This is a genomic window from Ewingella americana (genome assembly GCF_006438725.1).
Lineage (GTDB): Bacteria > Pseudomonadota > Gammaproteobacteria > Enterobacterales > Enterobacteriaceae > Ewingella > Ewingella americana_A.
The window spans coordinates 563,860-588,579 of record NZ_RCZD01000002.1; the positions used below are offsets into that span (position 1 = coordinate 563,860).

The window sequence follows — 24,720 nt, forward strand, 5'->3', positions numbered from 1 at the left end:
ATGAAAATTAATCAGTTTTAATTGAGTCCAAAAAAGGATGCTAAAATTTTGCCTTATTAAACCGGGTTATGATTGTGATTGCCCCCTTCGCTGGGGGCGCAAGATTATGAGAAGAACTTCGCCAGCACCAGCAGGCCGACCGTCACATTAATAGCACCGCCGATACGGGTGGCAATTTGCGCGAACGGCATTAATACCATGCGGTTACCTGAGGTGAGGATCGCCACATCGCCGGTGCCGCCCTGCCCGCTTTGGCAGCAGGAGACAATAGCCACGTCGATCGGATGCATACCCATTTTTTTGCCGACGAAGAAGCCGGTACCGACCAGCGCGCAGACGGTCGTGACGATCACAAACAGATTTTGCACGGTGAAAGCATTGACCAGTTCCTGCCACGGCGTAATAGCCACCCCAACGGCAAACAGCACCGGGTAGGTCACGGCAGTGCGGAAGAATTTATAGACCACCATCGACCCCTGCTGAATAGACGGTGAAACACCGTTGACCAGTTTGAGTACCACGGCTGCAAACAGCATCCCGACCGGCGCAGGCAGGCCAATCAGACGCTGGCCGAGCATCCCTACCATATACAGCAGGATCGCCAGCAGTGCGCCACAGGCCAGCGCGTTAACGTCAGGCTTGCCGGTAAACTCCTCCAGACCATGGGCGATCACCCCCTTTTTAGCTGGTATCAGTTGGCCTTCACCGGTCAGATGTGGATAGCGTTTCCCCATTCTATTCAGTACCCCCGCCAGCACGATAGCAGTCAGGCCGCCCAGCATCACGATAGGCAAAATACGTCCCAGTGCCACGCCCTGCTCCATGTGCAGAATGGTCGCGTAACCCATCGACAGCGGGATCGCCCCTTCGCCGACGCCACCGGCCATGATCGGCAGGATCAGGAAGAAAAAGGTCTGGAACGGTGGCAAGCCCAACAGCGTGCCCATTGCCAGGCCAGCGACCATGCCGACAATCTCACCGCAAAGCATCGGCACAAAAATCCGCATAAAGCCCTGGATCAACACCTGACGGTTCATGCTCATGATACTGCCGACAATAATGCAGCAGATATACAGATAGAGAATGTTGGTGGATTTGTAGAATTTGACGGTGGAATCCACCACGACGTCCGGCAGCAGGCCGTAATGCACCATGGCAGAAGGGATGAATGTGGCGCAGATCGCCGCCGCGCCAAGTTTGCCCACCAGCGGCAGGCGCTTGCCCAGTTCACCACAGGCGAAACCAAAAAACGCCAGCGTGGCCACCATCACCACAATGTCGCTGGGCAGTTTTCCGTTCAGGCAATCGAGCAAAATCAGCACGCCCGCCAGCAGGAAAAAAGGCAGCGGAATGATCCCTATTTTGTAGTTGTCCAGAATATGCCACCAGCGATCCTTGGCTGACAGGGTTGGCTTTTCAGGGTCTTTGGCGACCAGATAGGAGTCATCGGTTGTGCTCATGGTGTTGCTCTCTTTTCTTATAAATGACGTTACAGAGAGCGAGCATAGAAAATCATCAGCCTCAGCCGTTGTGAGATTGCTCTAATTAAAAACGCTGATTTAAAGGTTGTAATGGTGTTAATGACGTTAATGTTACTCCGGCAATAATCCTTATCAGCTTTGTAGCAAAAAGCTGGATTAGTCTTTTTATTAGTAGGCTTATTTAAGGCATTCTGTGTGCTGTTTGCGCTTTTGCTCACAACCTGACTCTGCGGGGAATGTTACCGGTGAAAAACGCGTGTTAGGCTTATTCTTCACCTTCCGTTCTGGCATCCTGAATGAAATTACGATTTACCTTCCAGATAAAACTTTTCCTCAGTCTGCTGGCTTTTTCCTGTGTGTTGCTGGCGCTGGTCGGCGCATTCCTTTTTCACAATATTGATCGTCAACTTAATCACGATCTCGGCAACCGCGCCAAAGTTCAGGCAGCGCAAATCGCCCTGATGCCCGGCCTGTCTGAATTAGTGGCAGCTCACGACAGCGCAGGGATCGCCCGTCTGGTCGCGCCGCTACGGGCAAAAAGCGATGCCAGCTATATCGTCGTCGGTGATGCTCACGAAAATCACCTGTACCACTCGCAGTCACCGGATCGCGTCGGCAAGCCGATGGTCGGCGGGGATAACGCAGGCGTGCTGGCGGGGAAGACCATTATTTCGGTGCGGCAGGGTGGGATCGGGATTTCATTACGCAGTAAAGCGCCGGTGCTGGATGAAAACAATAAGGTGATCGGCATTGTCTCGGTCGGTTACCTCACATCCTATATCGACGACATTAGTGTCAGACAACTCGCCCAGGCGGCGCTCTCCGGCCTGCTGTTGTTGGCGCTGCTGTTTATCTTCTCGTGGCTGTTCAGTAAAAATCTCAAAAAACAGATGTTCTGGCTGGAGCCAAAGGAGATCGCCCTGCTGGTCCGCCAGCAAAAAGCATTGTTGGAAGCGATTTATGAGGGGGTGATCGCCATTGATGACCGTCAGCGAATTATTTCGATTAACCATGCCGCCCGCGAATTACTGGAGCTGTCTCAACCGGAGGCGGCGCTGATTGGTCAGGAAATCACTGAGATTATTCATACTGATTCCGCCTTTTTTACCAGCGATAGCGCGACCCCCAACCGCCACGACGAAGTGGCGCGGTTTAATCAGCGCCTGGTGATTGTCAATCGGGTGCGCATCGAACTGGAACCCGCCTCGCAAACCGGCTGGGTGTTCAGCTTTCGTGATAAAAATGATATTAACACCCTCAGCAGCCAGCTTAGCCAGGTGAAGCGTTACGCCGATAATCTGCGCATTATGCGCCACGAGCAGCTTAACTGGACGGCAACGCTGGCCGGTTTACTGCATATGAAGCGCTATGATGACGCCGTCGACTATATTCAGGCGCAATCAGAAGGTGCCCAGGCGGTGCTGGATTTTGTCTCAGCACGTTTCGCTTCACCGACACTTTGTGGTTTATTGCTGGGTAAATACGCCAGTGCGCGGGAAAAAGGGGTGGAACTTAACTTCGACCCGGCCTGCCAATTTCGCCGCCTGCCTGCAGCATTGACAGAATCTGAACTGATGTCGATTATCGGTAATCTGATCGACAACGCCGTGGATGCGACCCTTGCCGCACCAGCACCGCATCAGCCGGTCGAGTTCTATCTGTCGGACAGTCATGATGAGTTGCTGATCGAAGTGGCCGATCAGGGTATCGGGCTAACGCCTGCGATCCGCCCACAGATTTTTGAGCCCGGTGTGACGACGAAGCCGCTATTGGCCTCTGACACCACCGGAGGCGAACATGGGATCGGCCTCTATGTGGTATCCCGTTATGTCCGTCAGGCCGGTGGTGTGATTGAAATTTCGGACAACACGCCGCGCGGAACGGTGTTTTCGCTGTTCATCCCCAATCCGCCGCAGGGCGTGTGAGTCAGTCAGGAACGATAATGAACAACAGTAATATGCAAAATAGCAGTATCAATCAGGGCAGCGCGCTGGACGTGCTGATTGTCGAGGATGAACCCTATCTGGCAGGGCTGCACCGTGATTTCATCGAGCAGAATTTTAATCTGCGGGTCGTGAGCATCGCCGCGACGCTGGCGCAGGCCAGAACGCAGTTACAGCTTTACCGGCCACGGTTACTGCTGCTGGATAACTATTTGCCAGATGGCCAGGGCATTGAGCTTATAGACAGCTCGTTGCTGAAAAACCTCGACTGCTCGGTGATTTTCATTACTGCAGCCAGCGATATGCATACTTGCAGCCAGGCCATGCGCGGTGGCGCGTTCGACTACATCATCAAACCGGTTTCCTTCCAGCGTCTGCGCAATTCACTGGAACGTTTTTTGCAACTGGTGCATCAGCTGCGCCATGTCAAAGTGCTGGACCAGCAGGCGCTTGACCGTCTGTATAACTTGCCCGCCAGCGATACGCCTGCGCCCCCTGCAACCAAAGGGATTGAGCCTAATACGCTGGAACTGGTGCAACGTGTTTTTAGCGACAGCGACGATCGTAACTGGTCGGTTGACGAGGTCGTGGAAAAGGTCGGGATCAGCAAAACCACCGGCCGCCGTTATCTGGAATATTGCGTGGAGATTGGCTTTATTGCGGTAGAAATGCAGTACGGGAATATTGGCCATCCGCGGCGCCTGTATCGCAAAATAGCGAGTGGAGAAAAATCCGCATCCTGACTAAGAATTTCCGCCATTTCCCATGACACATTCCCCCCTCACTGCCGGTGGCAACACCGGTCAATTTACCGCACATCGCGCCATCTCACGCCATTAATTCACCTCATTGTCACCTTTCAGACAACCGGTAAATTCACCGTTTTCACTCGCGTCTGAAATCACTATTTACACCCAAAAATCCGCGCTCATTATTTCGTATTATACCGCCTTATATCCGGCAATTACGGCCGGACAAAACCCCACAAAAACAAAAGTCATTAATTACTTTAAATTCAATCAATTAGATATATTTCAATCACAACTGAGTGTCGAGTTAATTAGCAAAAAAGATCAATCACTGGCACGCGGTAATTTGTCATTAAATGTCAACGATACGGGTACAAAATTAGACACGCCAGATATGTACATATACACAACCAGAATCGCAACCACGAATATTCTTCAGAAACATTGAGACTTGTCTCAGAATTTCGATGTGTTAGGGTATAACGCGTTCACTATTTCGCTACAGGTAAGACTCTATACGCCCCAACACAAAAACTAGACATCGAGCCGACACGGCTATTTATATCCAAGGAATGCACATTGCATGGCAATTAAAATCGAAGTAAAGAACCTTTATAAGGTATTTGGCGAGAACCCGGATCGCGCTTTCAAGATGATTGACGCAGGTAAGGGTAAAGAAGAAATTTTTGAGAAAACCGGTCTGTCACTTGGCGTTAAGGATGCCAGTCTGGCCATTGAAGAAGGCGAGATCTTCGTCATCATGGGGTTGTCCGGTTCAGGGAAATCCACCATGGTACGCCTTCTCAATCGTCTGATAGAACCTACCCGGGGTGAAGTGCTGATTGACGGCGAAGACATCGCCAAGATCTCCGAATCGAAACTGCGTCAGGTTCGCCGCAGCAAAATCAGTATGGTGTTCCAGTCGTTTGCCCTGATGCCCCACCTGAACGTGTTAAATAACACCGCGTTTGGAATGGAGCTGGCTGGCGTTCCGGCACAGGAACGCCACGAAAAAGCCCTCGACGCACTGCGTCAGGTCGGTCTGGAAAACTACGCCAACTCCTATCCCGATGAACTTTCCGGCGGGATGCGTCAGCGTGTAGGCCTGGCCCGCGCCATGGCCAACAACCCCGACATCCTGCTCATGGATGAAGCCTTCTCGGCACTTGATCCCCTCATCCGTACCGAAATGCAGGATGAGCTGGTGAAATTGCAGGCGCAGCATCAGCGCACCATCGTGTTTATTTCCCATGACCTCGATGAAGCCATGCGCATTGGCGACCGTATCGCCATTATGCAGGGCGGCGAAGTGGTACAGGTCGGTACGCCGGAAGAGATCCTCAACAACCCGGCCAATGACTATGTGCGCACCTTCTTCCGTGGCGTGGATATCAGTCAGGTATTCAGTGCCAAAGATATCGCCCGTCGTCGTGGCACGTTAATTCGTAAAACCCCTGGTTTTGGTCCGCGTGCAGCGCTCAAGCTGCTGGAAGACGAAGACCGCGAATATGGTTATGTGCTGGAGCGTGGTCAGAAATTCATCGGCGTGGTGTCGATTGATTCTCTGAAAGTTGCACTCAAAGCCAATCTGCCACTGGAGTCCGCGCTGCTGGAACTTCCCGCACCGGTGCTGGCTGATATGCCGCTCAGTGAGCTGATTTCTCATGTTGCCGCCGCGCCTTACGCCGTACCGGTCGTCAATGAGGACAATAACTATATCGGGATTATTTCCAAGGCCATGCTGCTTCGTGCCCTGGATAAAGAAGGGGGTAACGAATAATGAAGAATTCAATTAACGATAGCATCGTTCAACATGCTCAGGCCGCGTCACAAACACTGGACGCGACGGTCGATCCCTGGAGCGCTGACAACGCCAGCGGCGGTCACGTCGCAGCGGCACAACCGGCAACCGATGCCGCCAGCAGCAGTGACCCCTGGGGCGGTGCCAACGATGCAGCCACCAGCGCACCCGACGCCACCCACCATGCCGCCGCACAGGCCAATGACTGGCTGACCGTGGCGCCAGCGCAACATGACCAGTTCAATATTTTGGATCCGTTCCACACCACGCTTATCCCGCTGGACCGCTGGGTAACCGAAGGGATCGACTGGCTGGTCACCAACTTCCGCCCGGTATTTCAGGGTATTCGTGTGCCGGTCGATTTCGTTCTGAGCGGTTTTCAGCACGGACTGGAGTCCCTGCCCGCGCCGATTGCCATGCTGATTTTTGCGCTGATCGCCTGGCAGATGGCCGGTCTTGGTATGGGTGCCGCGACGCTGGTTTCTCTGGTGATCATCGGTGCTATCGGTGCCTGGTCGCAGGCCATGGTCACGCTGGCACTGGTGCTGACCTCGCTGTTCTTCTGTGTGTTGATAGGACTTCCGCTCGGCATATGGCTGGCGCGCAGCAAAGGCGCGGCGAAAATTATCCGTCCGCTGCTTGATGCCATGCAGACCACCCCGGCGTTCGTCTATCTGGTGCCGATCGTGATGCTGTTTGGTATCGGTAATGTGCCGGGCGTCGTGGTGACCATTATCTTCGCCCTGCCGCCGATTGTGCGACTGACCATCCTCGGGATTAATCAGGTGCCGGAAGACCTTATTGAAGCCTCACAGTCCTTCGGGGCCAGTCCGAGCCAGTTGCTGTTCAAAGTGCAGTTGCCGCTGGCGATGCCGACCATCATGGCCGGTATTAACCAGACGCTGATGCTGGCGTTGTCGATGGTGGTTATCGCCTCGATGATTGCCGTAGGCGGTCTGGGTCAGATGGTTCTGCGCGGCATCGGCCGTCTGGACATGGGTCTGGCGTCGGTCGGTGGTGCGGGTATCGTTATCCTCGCCATCATCCTCGACCGTCTCACCCAGTCGATGGGTCAGGACAGCCGCAGCAAAGGCGGCCACCGCTGGTTCACCCGTGGGCCGGTTGGCCTGCTGGCAAAACCTTTTGTGAAAAAAGCCTGATCACCAGCAGTACCTTCCCGGCGGTTTCGCCGCCGGGAACTCTCCACTAAGCAGAAGTCCACTCTTACGTATTCATAAACAATACCCAAAATCATTCGAGAAGCTCGAAGGATAAAGGGGATAAGAATAAGGGTTCACCATGCGCACCAACCATTACAGGGCCATCGCTCTCGCTATATCAATCACCACACCCGCCGCGTTTGCCGCTGACCTTCCGGGTAAAGGCGTCATCGTCAAACCCTTGCAAAGCACCCTCGCTGAAGAAACGTTCCAAACCGAGCTGGTCAACCGTGCCCTGCAAAAATTGGGTTATGACGTGCAACCCACCGGCGAAGTCGATTACAACGTGGCCTATACCGCCATCGCCGCCGGTGACTCAACCTACATGGCGGTGAACTGGGATCCGCTGCAAGTGGATATGTATGCAGCCACCGGCGGCGACAAGAAGTTCTATCGTCAGGGCACGTTCATCAGCGGCGCGGCGCAGGGTTATCTGATCGATAAGAAAACCGCCGACCAGTACCACATTCACGATATCTCGCAGTTAAAAGATCCGAAGCTGGCCAAACTGTTTGATGCCAACGGCGACGGCAAAGCCGATCTCGCCGGTTGCGATCCAGGCTGGGAGTGCGCAAAAGTCGTTACCAAGCAGATTGAAGCTTACGGCCTGAGTAACACCGTGCAGCAGAATCAGGGCAACTATTCGGCCATCATCGCCGACACCCTGACCCGCTACAAAAGCGGCAAGCCAGTGCTCTATTTCACCTGGACGCCTTACTGGGTCAGCAACGAGTTGAAGCCAGGCAAAGACGTGGTGTGGCTGACGGTGCCATTCTCGGCGAATCCGGGTTCAAACAAAGATCTCGATACCACGCTGCCTAACGGCAAAAACTACGGTTTCCCGGTCAATAGCGAACATATCGTGGCTAACAAACCGTGGGCCGAAGCCAATCCAGCGGCCGCCAAACTGTTTGCCATCATGAAATTGCCACTGGCAGACGTGAATGCGCAAAACCTGCGGATGCACGAGGGCGAATCTTCGTCCGCCGACATTCAGCAGCACGTTGATGGCTGGATCAAAGCGCATCAGGCCACCTTTGATGGCTGGGTCTCCGAAGCCACTGCGGCAGCGAAAAAATCATAATCGGACTGGCGCTGCCCTGCGCGGCGCTTTTAAAACATAACAACGACGATAAACAGGACATGACTTTATGCGAATGACAAACCTCTGGGCGCTTGCCGCCCTGACCACACTGGCTTCAGCTTCCTCCTTCGCCGCTGACCTGCCGGGTAAAGGCGTTACCGTAACACCTATCCAGAGCACCATCAGCGAAGAGACTTTTCAGACTCAGCTGGTCAGTAAAGCGCTGGAAAAACTCGGCTATGACGTTCAGCCCATTCGTGAAGTCGACTACAACGTCGGCTACACCACCATTGCAGCCGGTGATGCCACCTTCACGGCGGTGAACTGGTCGCCACTGCATGACGAAATGTACAAAGCCGCAGGCGGTGACAAAGTCTTTTATCGCGAAGGCACTTATGTAAACGGTGCAGCGCAGGGTTACCTGATCGATAAGAAAACCGCTGAGAAATACCACATCACCAATATCGAACAGCTGAAAGATCCAAAGATCGCCAAACTGTTTGATACCAACGGTGACGGTAAAGCCGATCTGACCGGTTGTACGCCGGGTTGGGGCTGTGAAGCGGCGCTGAATGCGCAGCTGAAAGCTTATGACCTGGAAAAAACCGTAACGCACAATCAGGGGAATTACTCGGCGATGATTGCTGACACCATCACCCGTTATAAAGAAGGTAAACCTATCTTCTATTATACCTGGACGCCGTACTGGGTCAGTGACGTGCTGGTGCCGGGCAAAGACGTGCTGTGGATGCAGGTTCCCTTCTCTGTTGTTCCTGGCGATAAAAATGCCGATACCGCTTTACCGAATGGTAAAAACTACGGTTTTAAAGTCAGCACCATGCATATTGTAGCGAATAAGAAATTTGCCGAAGCTAACCCGGCAGCGGCAAAACTGTTTGCCATCATGCAGTTGCCATTGAAAGACATTAACGCGCAGAACTCTGCGATGCATGCTGGTAAAAGTTCTGAAGCCGACATTGCGAGTCAGACCGACGGCTGGATCAAAGCCCACCAGGAAACTTTCGACGGTTGGGTAAAAGAAGCGGCTGCGGCAGCGAAGTAAGCCAGCAGAGATGCCTTAATGGTTAAGATTTTACGTTAGTGAAAAGGCGCTGAATGCAGATTCAGCGCCTTTTTTATCGTCACTCATCTTCTTGCGCAAAAGCCAGAAAGCGCCCGGCGGCGGCGGAGAGGCTGTGCTGCCAGACACAGAACACCTGGCGACGTGGCGCGTTCTCTATCGGGATCGCCACCAGATCGGCGGCGTGGCGGGCGCGGGACAGCGGCACAATGCCGGCAGCCAGTGAACGCCGCACGATACTTTCCAGCCATTCGATGTGGTCGATTTCAAAACTAACGTGGCGGGTGACACCGGCCTCACCGAATGCGTTGTCAGTCTGACGCCGCGCACCGGCACCGGCGTAGAAGTCCACCAGCGGTACCTGAGCGAGTTCGGAAAGCGTAATAGTCGCACGCATGGCATAGGCATGTGACGGGCTGACCAGCGCCACCAGCGGCTCGTCTGCCAGCTGACGGTGCGGCAGGCGCAGCGTGGCTTTGTCTCCCGGCCAGATGCCGACGAAAGCCACGTCGGTGCGCAACTGCTGGACATCTTCCAGCAATTTTTCACTCATGCCGACGTACATCCGAATATTCACCAACGGATAGCGTTGAGTAAATTTCGCCAACTGGCCGATCACATCAATCGCGTTCAGCGTTGAAATAATGCCCACCGTCAACGTACCGGTCACTTCGCCTTTCAGCGCTTCCATGGTATCGAGCAGGTGGCTATGCGCGGCCAGTAGTTGTTCCGCTGGTGCCATAAATGCCCGCCCCGCCGCCGTCAGCTTCACCTGTCTTGAGGTGCGCTCAAACAGCGCACTACCGAGCTCAGCCTCTAGTTTGGCTACCTGATGGCTGAGCGCCGACTGCACGGTATGGCAACGCTGCGCCGCCCGGGTAAAGTTCTGTTCCTGCGCCACGGCGAGGGCAAAGCGGATCTGTTTAAGGTTCATCGATGCATCGCAAAATGAGATAGTTGAGATGAAAATTATACATTGGTTTACTCTTTATGGCTGAGCGATACTCGCCGACGCTCCAACAGCGCGATGCTGATATTCAAATACAACCTGCAGCTTTATCTGACACGCTTTATTTAAAACAAAAAGCTTAAAACCAAAAACTTAAAACGAAAAAAAATCATGAAAAACTCGACCCAACACTCTCCACTCACGCCGGGACTGATCATTCTGATGGCTGTCGCCACCGGGCTTGCCGTCGCCAGTAACTACTATCCTCAGCCCCTGCTGGAAACCATCGCCAGAGCTTTTGGTCTTTCCGTCAATCAGGCCGGTTTTATCGTCACCATTGCGCAGCTCGGCTATGCCTTTGGCCTGATGTTCCTGGTGCCACTGGGCGATATGTTTGAACGCCGCAGCCTGATCGTGGTGATGACGATTCTGTCCGCCGCCGGGCTGCTGATCACCGCCATGGCACCGACGCTGTCGATCATGCTGATCGGTACCGCGCTTACCGGTTTGTTCTCAGTGGTGGCGCAGATCCTGGTGCCACTGGCCGCCACGCTGGCCGAGCCTGAACGACGCGGCAAAGTAGTTGGACTCATTATGTCTGGCCTGCTGCTGGGGATTTTGCTGGCGAGAACCGTGGCCGGTGCATTGGCATCGCTCGGAGGCTGGCGTACCGTGTACTGGGTGGCCAGTGCGCTGATGCTGGCGATGGCGCTGATCCTCTGGCGTCATCTGCCCACCCATAAGCAGCATACCGGGCTGAATTATCCGCAGTTGCTGAAATCCATTTTTAGCCTGTTTTTAAAGACCCCGGTTTTGCGTACCCGCGCGCTGATCGGCCTGTTCTCTTTCGCCAACTTCAGCATTCTGTGGACCTCGATGGCATTTCTGCTGGCAGGCCCGGCGTATCACTACTCCGAAGGCGTGATTGGTCTGTTTGGTCTGGTGGGCGCGGCCGGTGCGCTGGCAGCAACCCGCGCCGGGCAGTTGGCAGACAAAGGCAAAGCTCACCTGACCACCACCATAGGCCTGGTGCTGTTGCTGCTGTCATGGGCGGCGATTGCCTATGGTCAGCATTCGGTGATTGCGCTGGTCGTAGGGATTATCGTGCTGGATCTGGCCGTGCAGGGCGTGCATATCACTAACCAAAGCGTCATCTATAAGTCGATGCCGGAAGCGCGTAATCGCCTGACCGCCGGGTATATGACCACCTATTTTATCGGCGGTGCAATAGGCTCACTGGTCTCAGCGTCGGCGTTTCAATGGGCAGGTTGGTATGGTGTTTCCGCCGCAGGCGTGGTCATGAGCATCCTGAATTTGCTGACCTGGTGGTCCGGTCATAAGCATAAAATGGCCTGATAAGTCGAGTGCAATTTACTTCGCTGAAGAAAACTGACACCCTGGGGCAATCATCACGCCCCTGATTAGCTTGCGAATAATCAGCGATGAAATTTATTTCCCCCTGAGGGTATTCTCACCCTTTCCAGTCTGGTAATGTTTGACCCACAAATTATTCACGGGTGAAATTACCCCCGTCTTTAGTGCCCTGATTACCTGATGCAGACCCACAATGCACAAGACAGCTCAGCGTCTCTTCGCGTTTCCACGTTAAAGCAAGGCACGGTTGACAGTCTGCCTTTTGTTATCGATCTTCCTGTCGCTTTTGGACTGCATGCGGTGAGGATATCCTGGCCTTCAGCGTGGATGTTACTAACTGGCTGAAAAAAAACGTTTTGGCCACAATTGGGTACATCGTATCTACACATTAATCTTTGAATAATTCACCGTAGTTATGAATCACACTTAATGCTAAAGCTTTGGGGGTTCATAACATTGATATTATTAATTACAGTCGTTACTATGTCATTCGTAACTAATGAGGCTTCTCGTCATGGACAGCTCCTTCGCGCCAATTGAAAACATGTTAAATTTCCGAGCCAAAAAACAGAAAGATTTCCCTTATCAGGAAATTCTCCTCACCCGGCTCTGCATGCACATGCAAAGTAAATTGTTGGAAAATCGCAATAAAATGCTGAAAGCACAGGGGATTAATGAAACCCTGTTTATGGCCTTACTGACGCTTGATGCACAGGAAAGCCACAGTATTCAGCCGTCGGAGCTGAGTTCTGCGCTGGGTTCTTCACGCACGAATGCCACGCGAATTGCAGATGAGTTGGAGAAGCGCGGCTGGATAGAGCGCCGTGAAAGCGATAACGATCGTCGATGCCTGCATTTGCATCTGACGCCGGACGGGGAAGCCTTTATTCAGAAAGTTTTACCCCCTCAACATAAGAGCTTGCATCTTCTCTGGTCTACTCTCGACGCCGAGGAACAGAAGCAGTTGGAAACCCTGACCCGCAAACTGTTAACTCGCCTTGATCAGATGGATGTCACCGCGACACCATTACTCTAATTTCTGTTCAGGTAACCCAAACATGTCACTCCAAGCCAGCTGGAGACTTACGCCGCTGTTCGCCGTTTTACTTTTGGCGGGCTGCGCCTCCAGCGATAACATCGCGCCTCAGTCAACTCTGATGGACAATCAGCAGTTGAAATTGGCCCAGCCCAAAGTCAGCTCGCTGTCCATCAGCCCGCAGTGGTGGCGCAGCCTTAATGATCCGCAACTTGATAATCTGATGACGACGACGTTGCAAAACTCGCCGTCACTGCGTCAGGCAGCGGCTCGCGTGCGTGAAGCCCAGAGTGTAACGGGTGAAGCCAGTGCAGCCAACGGCCCCTATCTGGATTTAAACGGGACAACCAAGCGTGAGCGTGTTTCCAAAAACACCATCCCGCCGTTCCTGACCAGCTACCCTGAAGCGCCGATCTTCGACAGTACCAACACGCTGGGGCTGAATCTGAGCTATGAGTTTGACTGGTGGGGGAAATACCGCAACCAGGTCAATGCAGCGAAAGCTCAGGTAGATTCTGCCCGAGCCGAGCAGGCGCAGGCCGCATTGACGCTGACCAGTTCAGTGGCCGCAGCCTATTATCAATTGCAGGCTAATCTGGCCGTGCAAAAAGTGCTGCAACAGGAAGTGGATAACAACCAGCATCTGGCCGACTTGCGTAAAGCCCAGTACCAGGCTGGGATTTACGGTATCGATGTACCGCAGCAAACGCAGGCTCAGGCTGACACTGCCCGGCAACAGATTATCGAATCACAGTCGCAGATTGATCAGCTGAAACATCAGTTGGCGGCTCTGGCGGGTCTGGGTCCAAATGGCATGAATGCATTGCACCCTGTGGCGCTTCCTGCCGCAGATGCCATCGCCCCGAAAGGCGATCTGACTCTCGATTTACTGGGCAAACGCCCGGACATTGCCGCGCAGCGCGCACTGGTGGAGTCCTATTCCCAACGTATTCAGGCCGCCAAGAAAGAGTTCTATCCAAGCCTGTCGATCAGTGCATTTGGTGGCTTCAACACCACCAACTATGGTGGTACTTCCCCTAACCTGCTCGACGCAGCCAGCAAAGCCTGGAACATCGCTCCGGCTATCTCGTTGCCGATTTTCCACGCGGGTGCCCTGCGCGCCAAGCTGGGTGAAGAGTCTGCACTCTATGACCAGTCGGTCGAGTCTTACAATCAGACCATCCTGTCGGCTATCCAACAGACGGCGGATGCGATGACCATCGCAAAAAGTAGTGTCGATCAGTTACAGCAGGCGTCGTCAGCTGTGAAGTCGATCGAAGATGTGTATCGGGTTGCCGATGCGCGTTACAAAGCTGGCGTCATCGGACGGGATGAGTTGTTAACCGGCCAGTCAGCCTTGTTGCAGCAGCAGCAGGCACAATTGAACGCCAGTAGCAATTTATTGCAGGCGAAAATCAGTTTAATCCGTGCACTTGGGGGCGGCTATCAGGCCCCTGCAGCGGAACAAAACCAATAATAAATAGAACTCAGCGTGGAGAAAACCATGAGCGAAAATGCGGGCATTCAGGCGACGCCACCGCAGGATTCGGTTGTTGTAAAACAGCCTAATAAGAAAAAGAAATCACGCAAAATTGCACTGCTATTCTTAACGGGCATTTTTGTCATTATCGCTATCGCCTATCTGCTTTACTGGCTGTTGGTGTTACGTCATTTCGAGAGTACTGATGACTCGTATGTCGCCGGTAACCAGGTGCAAATCATGGCCCAGGTGTCGGGCAGTGTCACCAGTGTGAATTTTGACAGTACCGATTTTGTCAAAAAAGGTGACCCGTTGGTCGTGCTGGATCCGACCGATGCCGGGCAGGCTTTCGAACGGGCGAAAACCGGTCTGGCCAATAGCGTGCGCCAAACCCACCAGTTAATCATCAATGGCCGCCAGTATCAGGCCAATGTGGCACTGCGTCAGACTCTGCTGCAACAGGCGCAGACAGATCTGAAACGCCGCGTGGTGCTGGGGAATCTCGATGCCATCGGCCGTGAAGAGCTACAACATGCGCATGATGCAGTTGATACTGCCAAAGCCCAACTCGATGTTGCGGTTCAGCAGTACAACGCGAATCAGGCGATGGTGCTGAACACGCCGGTTGATCAGCAACCACAGGTCTTACAGGCGGCAGCACAGGTGCGCGACGCCTGGCTGGCACTGCAACGTACCCGCGTGGTCAGCCCTATCGACGGATTTGTATCACGCCGTTCGGTACAGGTGGGTCAGCAAATCACGACAGGAACCGCACTGATGGCAGTGGTTCCCGCCAATCACGTTTGGATCGATGCCAACTTCAAAGAAACTCAGATAGCGAATATGCGTATTGGTCAAACGGCCACCGTTGTTAGCGATATGTATGGCGACAACGTGACGTATAAAGGCAAAGTGGTCGGCATGGATATGGGCACCGGCGGTGCGTTCTCGCTGTTACCGGCCCAGAATGCAACAGGTAACTGGATCAAAGTGGTTCAGCGTCTGCCAGTGCGTATTGAGTTGGACGACGAACAGGTCACGAAACATCCGCTGCGCATCGGTTTATCGGCGCTGGTCACTGTGGATACACAAAACCTCGACGGTCTGGTGCTGGCCGATAAAGTGCGTACTGAGCCGCTATACCAGACCAGCGCGCTGACGCTGGATCTGGCGCCGGTTAACGCCATCATTGCTGATGTCATCCATGCAAATGCAGGCTAAAACCTTCGGAGGCCTCTGTGGCAAATAAACCGCTGGCAGGCGCACCGCTGGCCTGGATGACAGTGGCTTTGTCTATGGCCACGTTTATGCAGGTACTGGATTCGACGATCGCTAACGTGGCGATCCCGACCATTGCCGGGAATCTGGGTGCCTCGAATTCACAGGGTACCTGGGTTATCACCTCATTCGGGGTCGCCAACGCCATCTCGATCCCGATCACTGGCTGGCTGGCGAAGCGTATCGGTGAGGTCAAACTGTTCCTGTGGTCTACGGTGCTGTTTGCGATTGCTTCGTGGCTGTGCGGCATCTCCAATAGCCTGGAAATGTTGATCTTCTTCCGTGTGATACAAGGCGTGGTGGCAGGTCCACTGATCCCGCTATCACAAAGCCTGTTACTGAATAACTATCCGCCGGCCAAGCGAAGTACCGCCTTAGCGCTCTGGTCGATGACGGTGATCGTGGCGCCTATCTGTGGCCCGATCCTCGGCGGTTATATCAGTGATAACTACCACTGGGGTTGGATCTTTTTCATCAACGTACCGATCGCCATCGTGGTGGTCGCCCTGACGCTAAAAACCCTGAAAGGACGCGAGACGGCAACGCAGATCCGGCCGATCGACAGCATTGGGCTGGTATTGCTGGTGCTGGGGATCGGTTGTCTGCAGGTGATGCTTGACCGCGGTAAAGAGCTGGACTGGTTTAACTCCACGGAAATTATCGTGCTTGCCGCCGTGGCGGTGGTGGCGCTCTGCTTCCTGGTTGTCTGGGAGCTGACTGACGACCACCCCATTGTCGATCTGTCGCTGTTTAAGTCGCGCAATTTCACCATCGGCGTGTTGTGCATCAGCCTGGCCTATATGCTCTACTTCGGCGCGATCGTTCTGCTGCCGCAGCTGCTACAGGAGGTATATGGCTACACCGCGACCTGGGCGGGTCTGGCCTCAGCGCCGGTGGGGATCCTGCCGGTTATCATGTCGCCGATCATCGGGCGTTATGCCCACCGTCTGGATATGCGCTGGCTTATCACCTTCAGCTTTGTGATGTATGCAGTGTGCTTCTACTGGCGCGCCTATACGTTTGAGCCGGGGATGGATTTTGGGGCTTCCGCATGGCCGCAGTTTATTCAGGGCTTCGCTGTGGGCTGCTTCTTTATGCCGCTAACCACCATTATTTTATCGGGGTTACCGCCAGAACGCATGGCAGCGGCATCGAGTCTGTCGAACTTTATCCGTACGCTGGCGGGCTCAATTGGTACGTCGGTGACGACCACCATGTGGGCTGACCGCGAGTCACTGCACCATGCGCATCTGTCGGAAAACATCACACCGTTTAACCCGGCCGCGCAGCAGACCTATTCCCAGCTCGAAGGGATGGGGATGAGCCACCAGCAGGCGTCAGGCTGGATAGCGCGTGAGATAACCAATCAGGGGCTGATCATTTCTGCCAATGAGATTTTCTGGCTATCCGGTGGAGCCTTCCTGTTCTTGCTGGTTTTAATCTGGTTCGCCCGACCGCCGTTCGGAGGTGCGGGAGGCAGTAAAGACGGTGGCGGTGCGCACTAAGCTGCGTTTCGCCTGACACTCTACTGACAGCAGAAAGCAAAACGGACGCCCAGAGGCGTCCGTTTTTTTATGGCGATTGCAGCAAAACCCGAAGGTTAAGCCTGATTCTGACGCCACCAGTCGGCCAGCAAAATACCGGTCGCGACGGAAACGTTCAGACTTTCCACTTTACCGGTACCACCGATAGAGATATTGATATCGCCCTGCTGCCAGGCGCTGTCAGACAGACCATCACTTTCTTCGCCCAGTACCAGCACCATTTTGGCAGGCAGTTCGGCTTTACCGAGTACTGTCCCTTTATGGCTTGATGTGGTGACAATGGTGTAACCCGCTTTACGGAAACTGGCCAGCACGTCGAGGAAGTTATCCGCGCTGATGGCTTTGATATGTTCCGCGCCGCCTTCAGCAGTACGCACTGCAGCACCCGACTCCAGCAAGGCCGGATCCTGTACCACTAAACCGTTGACACCAAAGTGCGCGCAGCTGCGCATAATGCCGCCGAGGTTGTGTGGGTTACCCACATTTTCCAGCGCCAGCACACAGTCTTTCGCCGGTGCAGTTTGCAGATAAGTGTCAGCATCCAGACCCTGGCGTTTTTTGATCAGGAAGCAGACGCCACCGTGATGTTCTGTACCAGAGGCTTTAGCCAGTTCATCATCTTCGACTACGTGGTAAGCCTTGCGGTTGGCTGCCATCCAGCGCAGCGCTTCACGAAAACGTGGCGTTACCGACTGCACGAACCAGGCGCGAACGATCGAGTCAGGGCGGCTGGCAAACAGCGCCTGACAGGCATTTTCCCCATAAACGCGGGTCTCTTCCTGACGCTGACGACGCAGTTGCTCTGGATCGATGAAACTTTTACCGCTGATGCCGCCATGATCCGGTGCGGACTCGTCGTCTGGCGCACGGGAAACGGTTTTCCACGGTGAGGAGTACGGGCCGTCGTCGTCACGGTCCGAACGCTCCGGGCGTGGTGCATCACGACGCGGTGGGCGGGCTTCACCACGGCGAGCGTCAGGACCACGGGAATCACCACGGGTATCGGTGCTGCGACGCTCATTGCGGCGGGCATCGTCAGGACGGGATCCGGTACGCGGCTTATCGCCAGGACGTCCTTGGTTGTTAGAAGGACGTTTATCGTTATTGCGGTTATCGCCGTCGTCGCCACTGCGGACGTACATCACTTTGACTTTGCCGTTTTTGCCACTGAATGAATCGTTCATTTTTCTCTCCACCTACGCGCAGGGCGCGAAGATTACCTGATGTCTGTGTGGTAAGCCACTCGCTTTGGACCAAAAGCTAAAAACTATCGTATTCATTGAGTAAACCGCGTTGTTCGGGAAGCGGCTTGACTTCATACTGGTAACATATAAGTAACATGTCAGCCCCGTCGTTCACCACGCTTTGGTGTCGGGTTGATCCGACTCTCACGATTGAGCAATGCAGAGGCACATTCTATGAATACGATTTGTACATCATGCCAGGCCACCAACCGCCTGCCTGAGGATCGTATCGACGACGGCGCAAAATGCGGCCGTTGCGGTCATTCACTGTTCGAAGGCGAGGTCGTTCACGCTACGGCCACGACGCTGGATAAATACCTGCAGGATGATTTGCCGGTAGTTATCGATTTCTGGGCACCCTGGTGCGGCCCTTGCGTTAACTTCGCGCCGATCTTCGAAGATGTCGCGCAGGAACGCGCCGGTAAAATCCGCTTCATTAAAGTAAATACGGAAGCTGAACCTGAACTGAGCGCGCGTTTCCGTATCCGCAGTATTCCGACCATTATGATGTTCAATGAAGGTAAAATGGTCGACATGCTGAGCGGCGCAATGCCGAAAGCACCTTTCAACAACTGGCTTAATGAATCATTGTAACGCATAAGTTCGCATTAAGCCCCCGGCCAATGGCCCGCTTGTGTGTGGGCCTTTTTATTTTATCCCGACAGGCGTTTTGCGCCAATACGTGACTATCCCTGCGCTTCAACGCCCATTAGAATAGCCGGTTTCCACCTGCGGAATGCTTATGCCAGACAATGCCGTTCTTCGCCTGCGCGAGCAGCGCCTTGCCAAATCCACCCGCCCGTTCCTTGCGCGCGGTTCCCGTGCCATTCGCTGCCAGTCCTGCCTGTTACCTCAACGTAATTGCATCTGTGCCACACGAGAAATCCATCAGGCTACCAGCCGCTTTTGTTTGGTGATGTTTGACACCGAGCCGATGAAACCCAGTAATACCGGCAGGTTAATTGCTGATGTTCTCCCAGATACGCAGGCGTTTATGTGGTCGCGAACGCAAACCGACCCGGCACTGCTCGAGGCGATTGCCGATCCTTCCCGCCAGCCCTATGTGGTTTTCCCGGCCTCTTTCGCGCCACCACCGCGTCAGGTGTTTACCGAAGTCCCTGTGGGCAGTAAACCGCCTTTATTTATCATGCTGGATGGCACCTGGAACGAAGCGCGTAAGATGTTCCGTAAAAGCCCCTACCTGGACAATTTGCCGGTTTTTTCTCTGGATGTAAGCGCCAGCTCCGGTTATATCCTTCGTGAAGCCTCACGCCCTGAATTGCATTGCACCGTTGAAGTGGCCGCCGCATTGCTGGAAAAAGCCGGTGATCTTGAGGCATCGGCGGGACTGTCGCGGCACTTTACGCATTTCCGCACTCAGTATCTGGCAGGAAAACCCCATAATCCGGTGCATCAGCTCACAGCAAAAGAGAACGAAACCCTCTAGAATCAGTGCACATTGTAAGATATCCAAAATAATTGGACCTGCGGCAAGTGAGTGCAGCCCGCACAGATGCAGCTTCAAGCATGACGGGTAGAAGGAGGACGGATGAGTCAGCGCGGACTAGAAGCACTATTACGACCTAAATCCATTGCGGTACTCGGTGCGAGCGATAAACCCGGTCGCGCCGGTTATCTGATGATGCGTAATTTGCTGGAGGGTGGCTTCAACGGGCCGGTTCTGCCCGTGACACCGGCCTACCGGGCTGTCTGTGGTGTACTGGCTTATCCCGATGTCGCCAGCCTGCCAGTGACGCCCGATCTGGCAATCCTCTGCACCCGCGCAGAACGTAATCTGGCCCTGCTGGAACAACTCGGGGAACGTGGCTGTAAGACAGCCATTGTGCTTTCTTCTCACCCGCTACAATTTTCTGAACTTAAAGCCTGCGCCCAGCGTTTTCATATGCGCCTGTTGGGGCCGAATAGTCTGGGTATTCTGGCTCCCTGGCAACAGCTGAACGCCAGCTTTTCGCCCGTACCCATTCTGCCCGGAAAACTAGCGTTCATTTCGCAGTCAGCGGCCGTCGCCAATACCATTCTGGACTGGGCACAGCAACGGGCCGTGGGGTTCTCCTACTTTATTTCCCTCGGCGACAGTCTGGATATTGATGTCGATGATCTGCTGGATTTTCTGGCGCGTGACAGTAAAACCAGTGCGATCTTGCTGTATCTCGAACACATCAGTGATGCCCGTCGATTCTTGTCTGCATCACGCAGTGCTTCGCGTAACAAACCTATTCTGGTGATCAAAAGTGGTCGCAGTGCACAGGCACAGAAACTGCTCAATAGTCCGTTGAGTCTCGATGCGGCTTATGACGCGGCTATCCAGCGCGCAGGCCTGCTGCGAGTCCAGGATACACATGAGCTGTTTTCTGCCGTAGAGACCCTGAGTCACATGCATCCGCTGCGTGGTGAGCGCTTGCTTATCATTAGTAATGGTGCGGCACCTGCGGCGATGGCGCTTGACCAGTTGCTTTCGCGTAACGGTAAACTGGCCGCTATTAGCGATGAAACTGCAGCTGCGCTGCGTGCAGGGCTGTCGGAGAGCATCGCGATATCGAATCCGCTCGACCTGCATGATGACGCCACCCCGCAACGCTATAAGTCAGTACTTACTTCGCTGCTGGATTGTAACGACTATGATGCCTTGCTGATTATCCACGCCCCAAGCGCAGCAGCGCACGGCACCGTGACCGCTGAGCAGGTAATAGCCGCATTGCAGAAACATCCACGAGGCAAACGCGTGACCGTACTGACCAACTGGTGTGGCGAATACTCATCTCAGGAAGCGCGTAAACTGTTTACCGAAGCTGGCGTACCGACCTATCGCACGCCAGAAGGTACCGTGACGGCATTTATGCACATGGTCGAATACCGCCGTAATCAGAAGCAGCTAAAAGAAACCCCTTCATTGCCCGTCGGGTTACAGCAAAATACCGATGAGGCACATCGGTTAATCAGCCAGGCTCTTGCAGAAGGCGTGACGCAGCTCGATACCCATGAAGTACGCACGATTTTCCAGGCTTATGGAATGGATGTTTTGCCCACCTGGATTGCCAGTGACAGTGCCGAAGCCGTGCATATTGCCGGACAGATAAACTACCCGGTGGCGTTGAAGTTGCGTTCACCGGATATCCCGCATAATTCACAGGTTCAGGGCGTAATGCTTTATCTGCGCACAGCAAGCGAAGTCGAACAGGCAGCTAACGCAATATTTGACCGTGCCAGGCAGTCATTCCCCCAGGCTAGTATTCATGGTTTGTTAGTACAAACTATGGCTAACCGCCCCGGCTCACAAGAGTTACGAATTGTCGTAGAGCAAGATGCGGTATTCGGTCCGATTATTATGCTGGGAGAAGGCGGCAGCGAGTGGCGGCCCGAAACGCAGGTCGCTATCGCATTACCGCCGCTGAATCTGGCGCTGGCACGTTATCTGGTTTTGCAGGCAGTGAAAGGCGGAAAAATCAGAGATCACAACGCTTCCCGACCGCTGGATATTCCTGCGCTGAGTCAGTTGCTGGTCAAAGTCTCTAACCTGATTGTCGATTGTCCCCAAATTGTCCGGCTGGATATTCACCCACTGCTGGCGTCAGGTGACGAACTGAATTTGCTCGATGTTACGTTGCAGCTCTCTCCTGTGGGAGACAGTGCGCAATCACGGCTGGCTATTCGCCCTTATCCGCAAGAACTGGAAGAGCGCGTCACGTTAAAAGACGGTTCCTCCTGTCAGTTCCGCCCTATTCTGCCGGAAGATGAACCTTTGCTGAAAGCCTTCATCCTCAAAGTGACCAAAGAGGATCTCTATTATCGCTACTTCAGTGAGATCAATGAGTTCACTCATGAGGATTTGGCGAACATGACCCAAATCGACTACGATCGAGAAATGGCCTTCGTTGCTATTCATATGGTGAATGATAAGTCGGAAATTATTGGGGTAACCCGAGCAGTCTCTGACCCGGACAATATTGATGCAGAATTCTCCGTCCTGGTGCGTTCGGATTTGAAAGGACTCGGGCTTGGCAGACGCCTGCTGTCAAAGATGATCAAATATACCTCAGAGCACGGCCTACAGAGGCTGACAGGTATCACCATGCCGAATAATCAGGGCATGGTGACACTGGCAAGAAAGCTCGGATTTGAGGTGGATGTTCAATTGCAGGACGGGATTGTAAATCTGTCTTTAGGACTAAGATCTCGCCCAGATGCCGCCGCCCAAGGTCACAAATAGGCAAAACATGCGCACAACAGGGAGCACTAATGGTATTATCGACCGATTATGCGGTTTACATAGTCTGCCTGTGCCGCTATCGCTATTACCTGAAGAAGAGAAGAAGCGCACAGTGATGTTGTCAAAATTCAAACGCAATAAACATCAACAACACCTTGCTCAACTGCCAAAACTCCCCCAATCGGTTGATGCTTTACACACTTTATACTGCCCGACGGATTTCCGTACCACGCTGCTGGATGCTATCGCTACGGCAACTCAACGGATCTATCTTGTTGCACTCTATCTTGAGAATGATGACGGTGGACGTGATGTGCTTTCCGCGCTTTATGCCGCCAAGCAGCAACGGCCCGAGCTCGAAATCTGTGTTCTGGTGGACTGGCATCGCGCTCAGCGTGGACGTATCGGTGCCGCAGCCTCGAATACCAATGCTGACTGGTATTGCAGCATGGCCAAACAGTATCCTGAATCCCCAGTACCCATTTATGGTGTTCCTGTGAATACCCGCGAAGCATTAGGTGTTCTGCACCTAAAAGGTTTTGTGATTGACGATCGCGTTATTTATAGCGGTGCCAGCCTCAATGATGTGTATCTTCATCGTCATGCCAAATATCGCTATGACCGCTATCATTTACTGACGAATGTGTCGTTGGCTGATGCCATGATCGACTTCATCAGGAAATCGATCCTCAGCGCCAGCGCGGTGCAGCGCCTCGATCGTGAGGATCGCCCAAAGAGTATCGAAATTAAAAATGAAACCCGCCAGTTCCGGCAATCATTGCGTGACAGCAGTTATCACTTTAAAGACAGCGCAAACAACGATGAGCTATCGGTGGTTCCCCTTGTTGGTTTAGGTAAACAGAATTCACTCAACCGAACTATTCATCATCTGATGGCCAGCGCTGACCAGAAACTGACGCTTTGTACACCTTATTTCAATATGCCTGCATTGCTGGCAAGGAACATTATTGGGCTGCTGCGTCGTGGTAAACAGGTTGAAATTATTGTGGGTGATAAGACTGCAAACGATTTCTATATACCTCAGGATCAGCCATTCAAAATTATCGGTGCTCTGCCTTACTTATACGAAATCAATCTGCGGCGTTTTTTAAGCCGGTTACAACGCTTTGTCGACAGCGGACAATTAATTGTTCGCTTATGGAAAGATGGTGATAACAGTTACCATCTCAAAGGGATGTGGGTAGATGACAGTTGGCAGTTAATCACCGGTAACAACCTGAACCCGCGCGCCTGGCGCCTGGATTTAGAGAACGCGATTCTGATCCATGATCCCCATAATGAGATGCAGGAACAGCGCCACAAAGAGCTGGATGAAATACGCAAACATACCCATATCGTTTCGCATTATATGGAACTGGAGAGTATTCCCAATTATCCGGTTAAAGTGCGAAAACTTATTCGACGCCTGCGTCGTATCCGAATAGATAGATTAATCAGCCGGATTTTATAATCCGCGATTATACTAAAAGCCTGATCGATGTGATCAGGCTTTTTTTATGTCAGGGATATATGTCATGGTTATTTCTTTGCATCGCTTAACTGTATTAGGTTTTATTATTCCCACGATACTATGCAGTGGTTGCACGCATTTTGCCCATGACCGTTGGACGGGCAAAGACAAAGCCGAACACTTCGTGGGCTCAGCTATTTTAGCCGCTGCGGGCACTGCTTATGGGGACCATCAGGGTTGGAACCAAACCCAAAGTCGCTCTTTTGGCCTGCTCTTTTCCATCGGATTAGGTGCTGGTAAAGAACTTTATGACAGCCGTGAAGCTGGCAGTGGATGGAGCTGGAAAGACTTCGCTTGGGATATTGCTGGTGCTACGGCAGGTTATGGTATCTATCAGTCAATACATAACTAAAATTTTATGGCATTAAGGTCTTATCTTTTGAGTGAAAATCAAGTAACTCGAATCACCAAAATTCCCATAGCAAAAAACCCCAGTCTTTCGACTGAGGTTTCTCACTTATTTGATGCCTGGCAGTTCCCTACTCTCGCATGGGGAGACCCCACACTACCATCGGCGCTACGGCGTTTCACTTCTGAGTTCGGCATGGGGTCAGGTGGGACCACCGCGCTAGTGCCGCCAGGCAAATTCTGTTTCATCCATACCGCACAACTTCATGATCGCTCACTCCATTACGCCATACGAACCAATCTCGGAACATCGCTGAAAATCAAACTTTATAGTCTCTCAGACTAAAAA

Annotated in this window: 19 protein-coding genes and 1 rRNA gene; 16 read left to right on the forward strand and 4 right to left on the reverse strand. The window is 53.2% G+C overall.

Going from position 1 to position 24,720, the window contains the following annotated elements; all coding sequences use genetic code 11:
* Positions 1–104: 104 nt before the first annotated feature.
* Positions 105–1,460 carry a 2-hydroxycarboxylate transporter family protein gene (locus EAH77_RS05770; RefSeq protein ID WP_140470837.1) on the reverse strand — a complete coding sequence of 452 codons (1,356 nt, stop codon included), beginning with the start codon at positions 1,458–1,460 and terminating at the stop codon, positions 105–107.
* Positions 1,461–1,777: 317 nt separating this feature from the next.
* On the opposite strand from EAH77_RS05770, the gene EAH77_RS05775 reads away from it, so the two are divergent.
* The 6 genes from EAH77_RS05775 to proX (EAH77_RS05800) all read left to right on the forward strand — a co-directional run bounded on the left by EAH77_RS05775 (position 1,778) and on the right by proX (EAH77_RS05800) (position 9,341).
* A complete protein-coding gene (locus EAH77_RS05775; protein WP_140470838.1) occupies positions 1,778–3,406 on the forward strand; it encodes an ATP-binding protein in 1,629 nt (542 codons plus the stop codon).
* A gap of 17 nt (positions 3,407–3,423) precedes the next feature.
* Complete coding sequence (locus EAH77_RS05780) at positions 3,424–4,167, forward strand: response regulator (protein ID WP_241673401.1); 744 nt, start codon at positions 3,424–3,426, stop codon at positions 4,165–4,167.
* Positions 4,168–4,756: 589 nt separating this feature from the next.
* On the forward strand, positions 4,757–5,953 hold the full coding sequence (gene proV, locus EAH77_RS05785) for a glycine betaine/L-proline ABC transporter ATP-binding protein ProV (protein WP_140470839.1): 1,197 nt from the start codon (positions 4,757–4,759) through the stop codon (positions 5,951–5,953).
* Positions 5,953–7,134 (forward strand): glycine betaine/L-proline ABC transporter permease ProW, encoded by a 1,182-nt coding sequence (gene proW / locus EAH77_RS05790; protein ID WP_194150481.1) that lies wholly within the window; start codon positions 5,953–5,955, stop codon positions 7,132–7,134. The genes proV and proW overlap by 1 nt, the downstream gene beginning before the upstream one ends.
* A gap of 139 nt (positions 7,135–7,273) precedes the next feature.
* The gene (gene proX / locus EAH77_RS05795; RefSeq protein WP_140470841.1) at positions 7,274–8,278 is read left to right on the forward strand and encodes a glycine betaine/L-proline ABC transporter substrate-binding protein ProX; all 1,005 of its coding nucleotides are present in this window, start codon (positions 7,274–7,276) and stop codon (positions 8,276–8,278) included.
* 73 nt (positions 8,279–8,351) lie between these two features.
* Positions 8,352–9,341, forward strand: a complete 990-nt coding sequence (proX, locus tag EAH77_RS05800; RefSeq protein ID WP_431306749.1) for a glycine betaine/L-proline ABC transporter substrate-binding protein ProX — start codon at positions 8,352–8,354, stop codon at positions 9,339–9,341.
* A gap of 79 nt (positions 9,342–9,420) precedes the next feature.
* Here proX (EAH77_RS05800) and EAH77_RS05805 read toward each other — a convergent pair whose 3' ends face one another.
* Entirely contained in the window at positions 9,421–10,293 is an 873-nt protein-coding gene (locus EAH77_RS05805; RefSeq protein WP_140470843.1) for a LysR family transcriptional regulator, read from the reverse strand.
* Between the two features lie 186 nt (positions 10,294–10,479).
* On the opposite strand from EAH77_RS05805, the gene EAH77_RS05810 reads away from it, so the two are divergent.
* The 5 genes from EAH77_RS05810 (at position 10,480) to emrB (ending at position 16,981) form a co-directional block, all read left to right on the forward strand.
* A complete protein-coding gene (locus EAH77_RS05810) occupies positions 10,480–11,664 on the forward strand; it encodes an MFS transporter (protein WP_161985770.1) in 1,185 nt (394 codons plus the stop codon).
* Between the two features lie 532 nt (positions 11,665–12,196).
* Positions 12,197–12,718: a transcriptional repressor MprA gene (gene mprA / locus EAH77_RS05815; RefSeq protein WP_140470844.1), complete on the forward strand. Its 522-nt coding sequence runs from the start codon at positions 12,197–12,199 to the stop codon at positions 12,716–12,718.
* Between the two features lie 22 nt (positions 12,719–12,740).
* A complete protein-coding gene (locus EAH77_RS05820; protein WP_140470845.1) occupies positions 12,741–14,195 on the forward strand; it encodes an efflux transporter outer membrane subunit in 1,455 nt (484 codons plus the stop codon).
* A gap of 27 nt (positions 14,196–14,222) precedes the next feature.
* On the forward strand, positions 14,223–15,419 hold the full coding sequence (gene emrA, locus EAH77_RS05825) for a multidrug efflux MFS transporter periplasmic adaptor subunit EmrA (protein WP_140470846.1): 1,197 nt from the start codon (positions 14,223–14,225) through the stop codon (positions 15,417–15,419).
* Positions 15,420–15,436: 17 nt separating this feature from the next.
* Positions 15,437–16,981 (forward strand): multidrug efflux MFS transporter permease subunit EmrB, encoded by a 1,545-nt coding sequence (gene emrB, locus EAH77_RS05830; protein ID WP_140470847.1) that lies wholly within the window; start codon positions 15,437–15,439, stop codon positions 16,979–16,981.
* 95 nt (positions 16,982–17,076) lie between these two features.
* On the opposite strand, the gene EAH77_RS05835 is transcribed toward emrB, so the two are convergent.
* A complete protein-coding gene (locus EAH77_RS05835; RefSeq protein WP_140470848.1) occupies positions 17,077–18,204 on the reverse strand; it encodes a tRNA/rRNA methyltransferase in 1,128 nt (375 codons plus the stop codon).
* 234 nt (positions 18,205–18,438) lie between these two features.
* On the opposite strand from EAH77_RS05835, the gene trxC reads away from it, so the two are divergent.
* From trxC to EAH77_RS05860, 5 genes are all read left to right on the forward strand, one after another.
* On the forward strand, positions 18,439–18,858 hold the full coding sequence (trxC, locus tag EAH77_RS05840) for a thioredoxin TrxC (protein WP_140470849.1): 420 nt from the start codon (positions 18,439–18,441) through the stop codon (positions 18,856–18,858).
* Positions 18,859–19,006: 148 nt separating this feature from the next.
* Positions 19,007–19,711 (forward strand): tRNA-uridine aminocarboxypropyltransferase, encoded by a 705-nt coding sequence (locus tag EAH77_RS05845; protein WP_140470850.1) that lies wholly within the window; start codon positions 19,007–19,009, stop codon positions 19,709–19,711.
* A 102-nt stretch (positions 19,712–19,813) separates the two neighbouring features.
* The gene (locus EAH77_RS05850; RefSeq protein ID WP_140470851.1) at positions 19,814–22,492 is read left to right on the forward strand and encodes a bifunctional acetate--CoA ligase family protein/GNAT family N-acetyltransferase; all 2,679 of its coding nucleotides are present in this window, start codon (positions 19,814–19,816) and stop codon (positions 22,490–22,492) included.
* Positions 22,493–22,607: 115 nt separating this feature from the next.
* The gene (gene pssA, locus EAH77_RS05855; RefSeq protein ID WP_161985774.1) at positions 22,608–23,963 is read left to right on the forward strand and encodes a CDP-diacylglycerol--serine O-phosphatidyltransferase; all 1,356 of its coding nucleotides are present in this window, start codon (positions 22,608–22,610) and stop codon (positions 23,961–23,963) included.
* Positions 23,964–24,027: 64 nt separating this feature from the next.
* The gene (locus EAH77_RS05860; RefSeq protein ID WP_140470852.1) at positions 24,028–24,375 is read left to right on the forward strand and encodes a YfiM family lipoprotein; all 348 of its coding nucleotides are present in this window, start codon (positions 24,028–24,030) and stop codon (positions 24,373–24,375) included.
* Between the two features lie 114 nt (positions 24,376–24,489).
* On the opposite strand, the gene rrf is transcribed toward EAH77_RS05860, so the two are convergent.
* Positions 24,490–24,605: ribosomal RNA gene (gene rrf, locus EAH77_RS05865) — 5S ribosomal RNA — on the reverse strand.
* Positions 24,606–24,720: the final 115 nt, after the last annotated feature.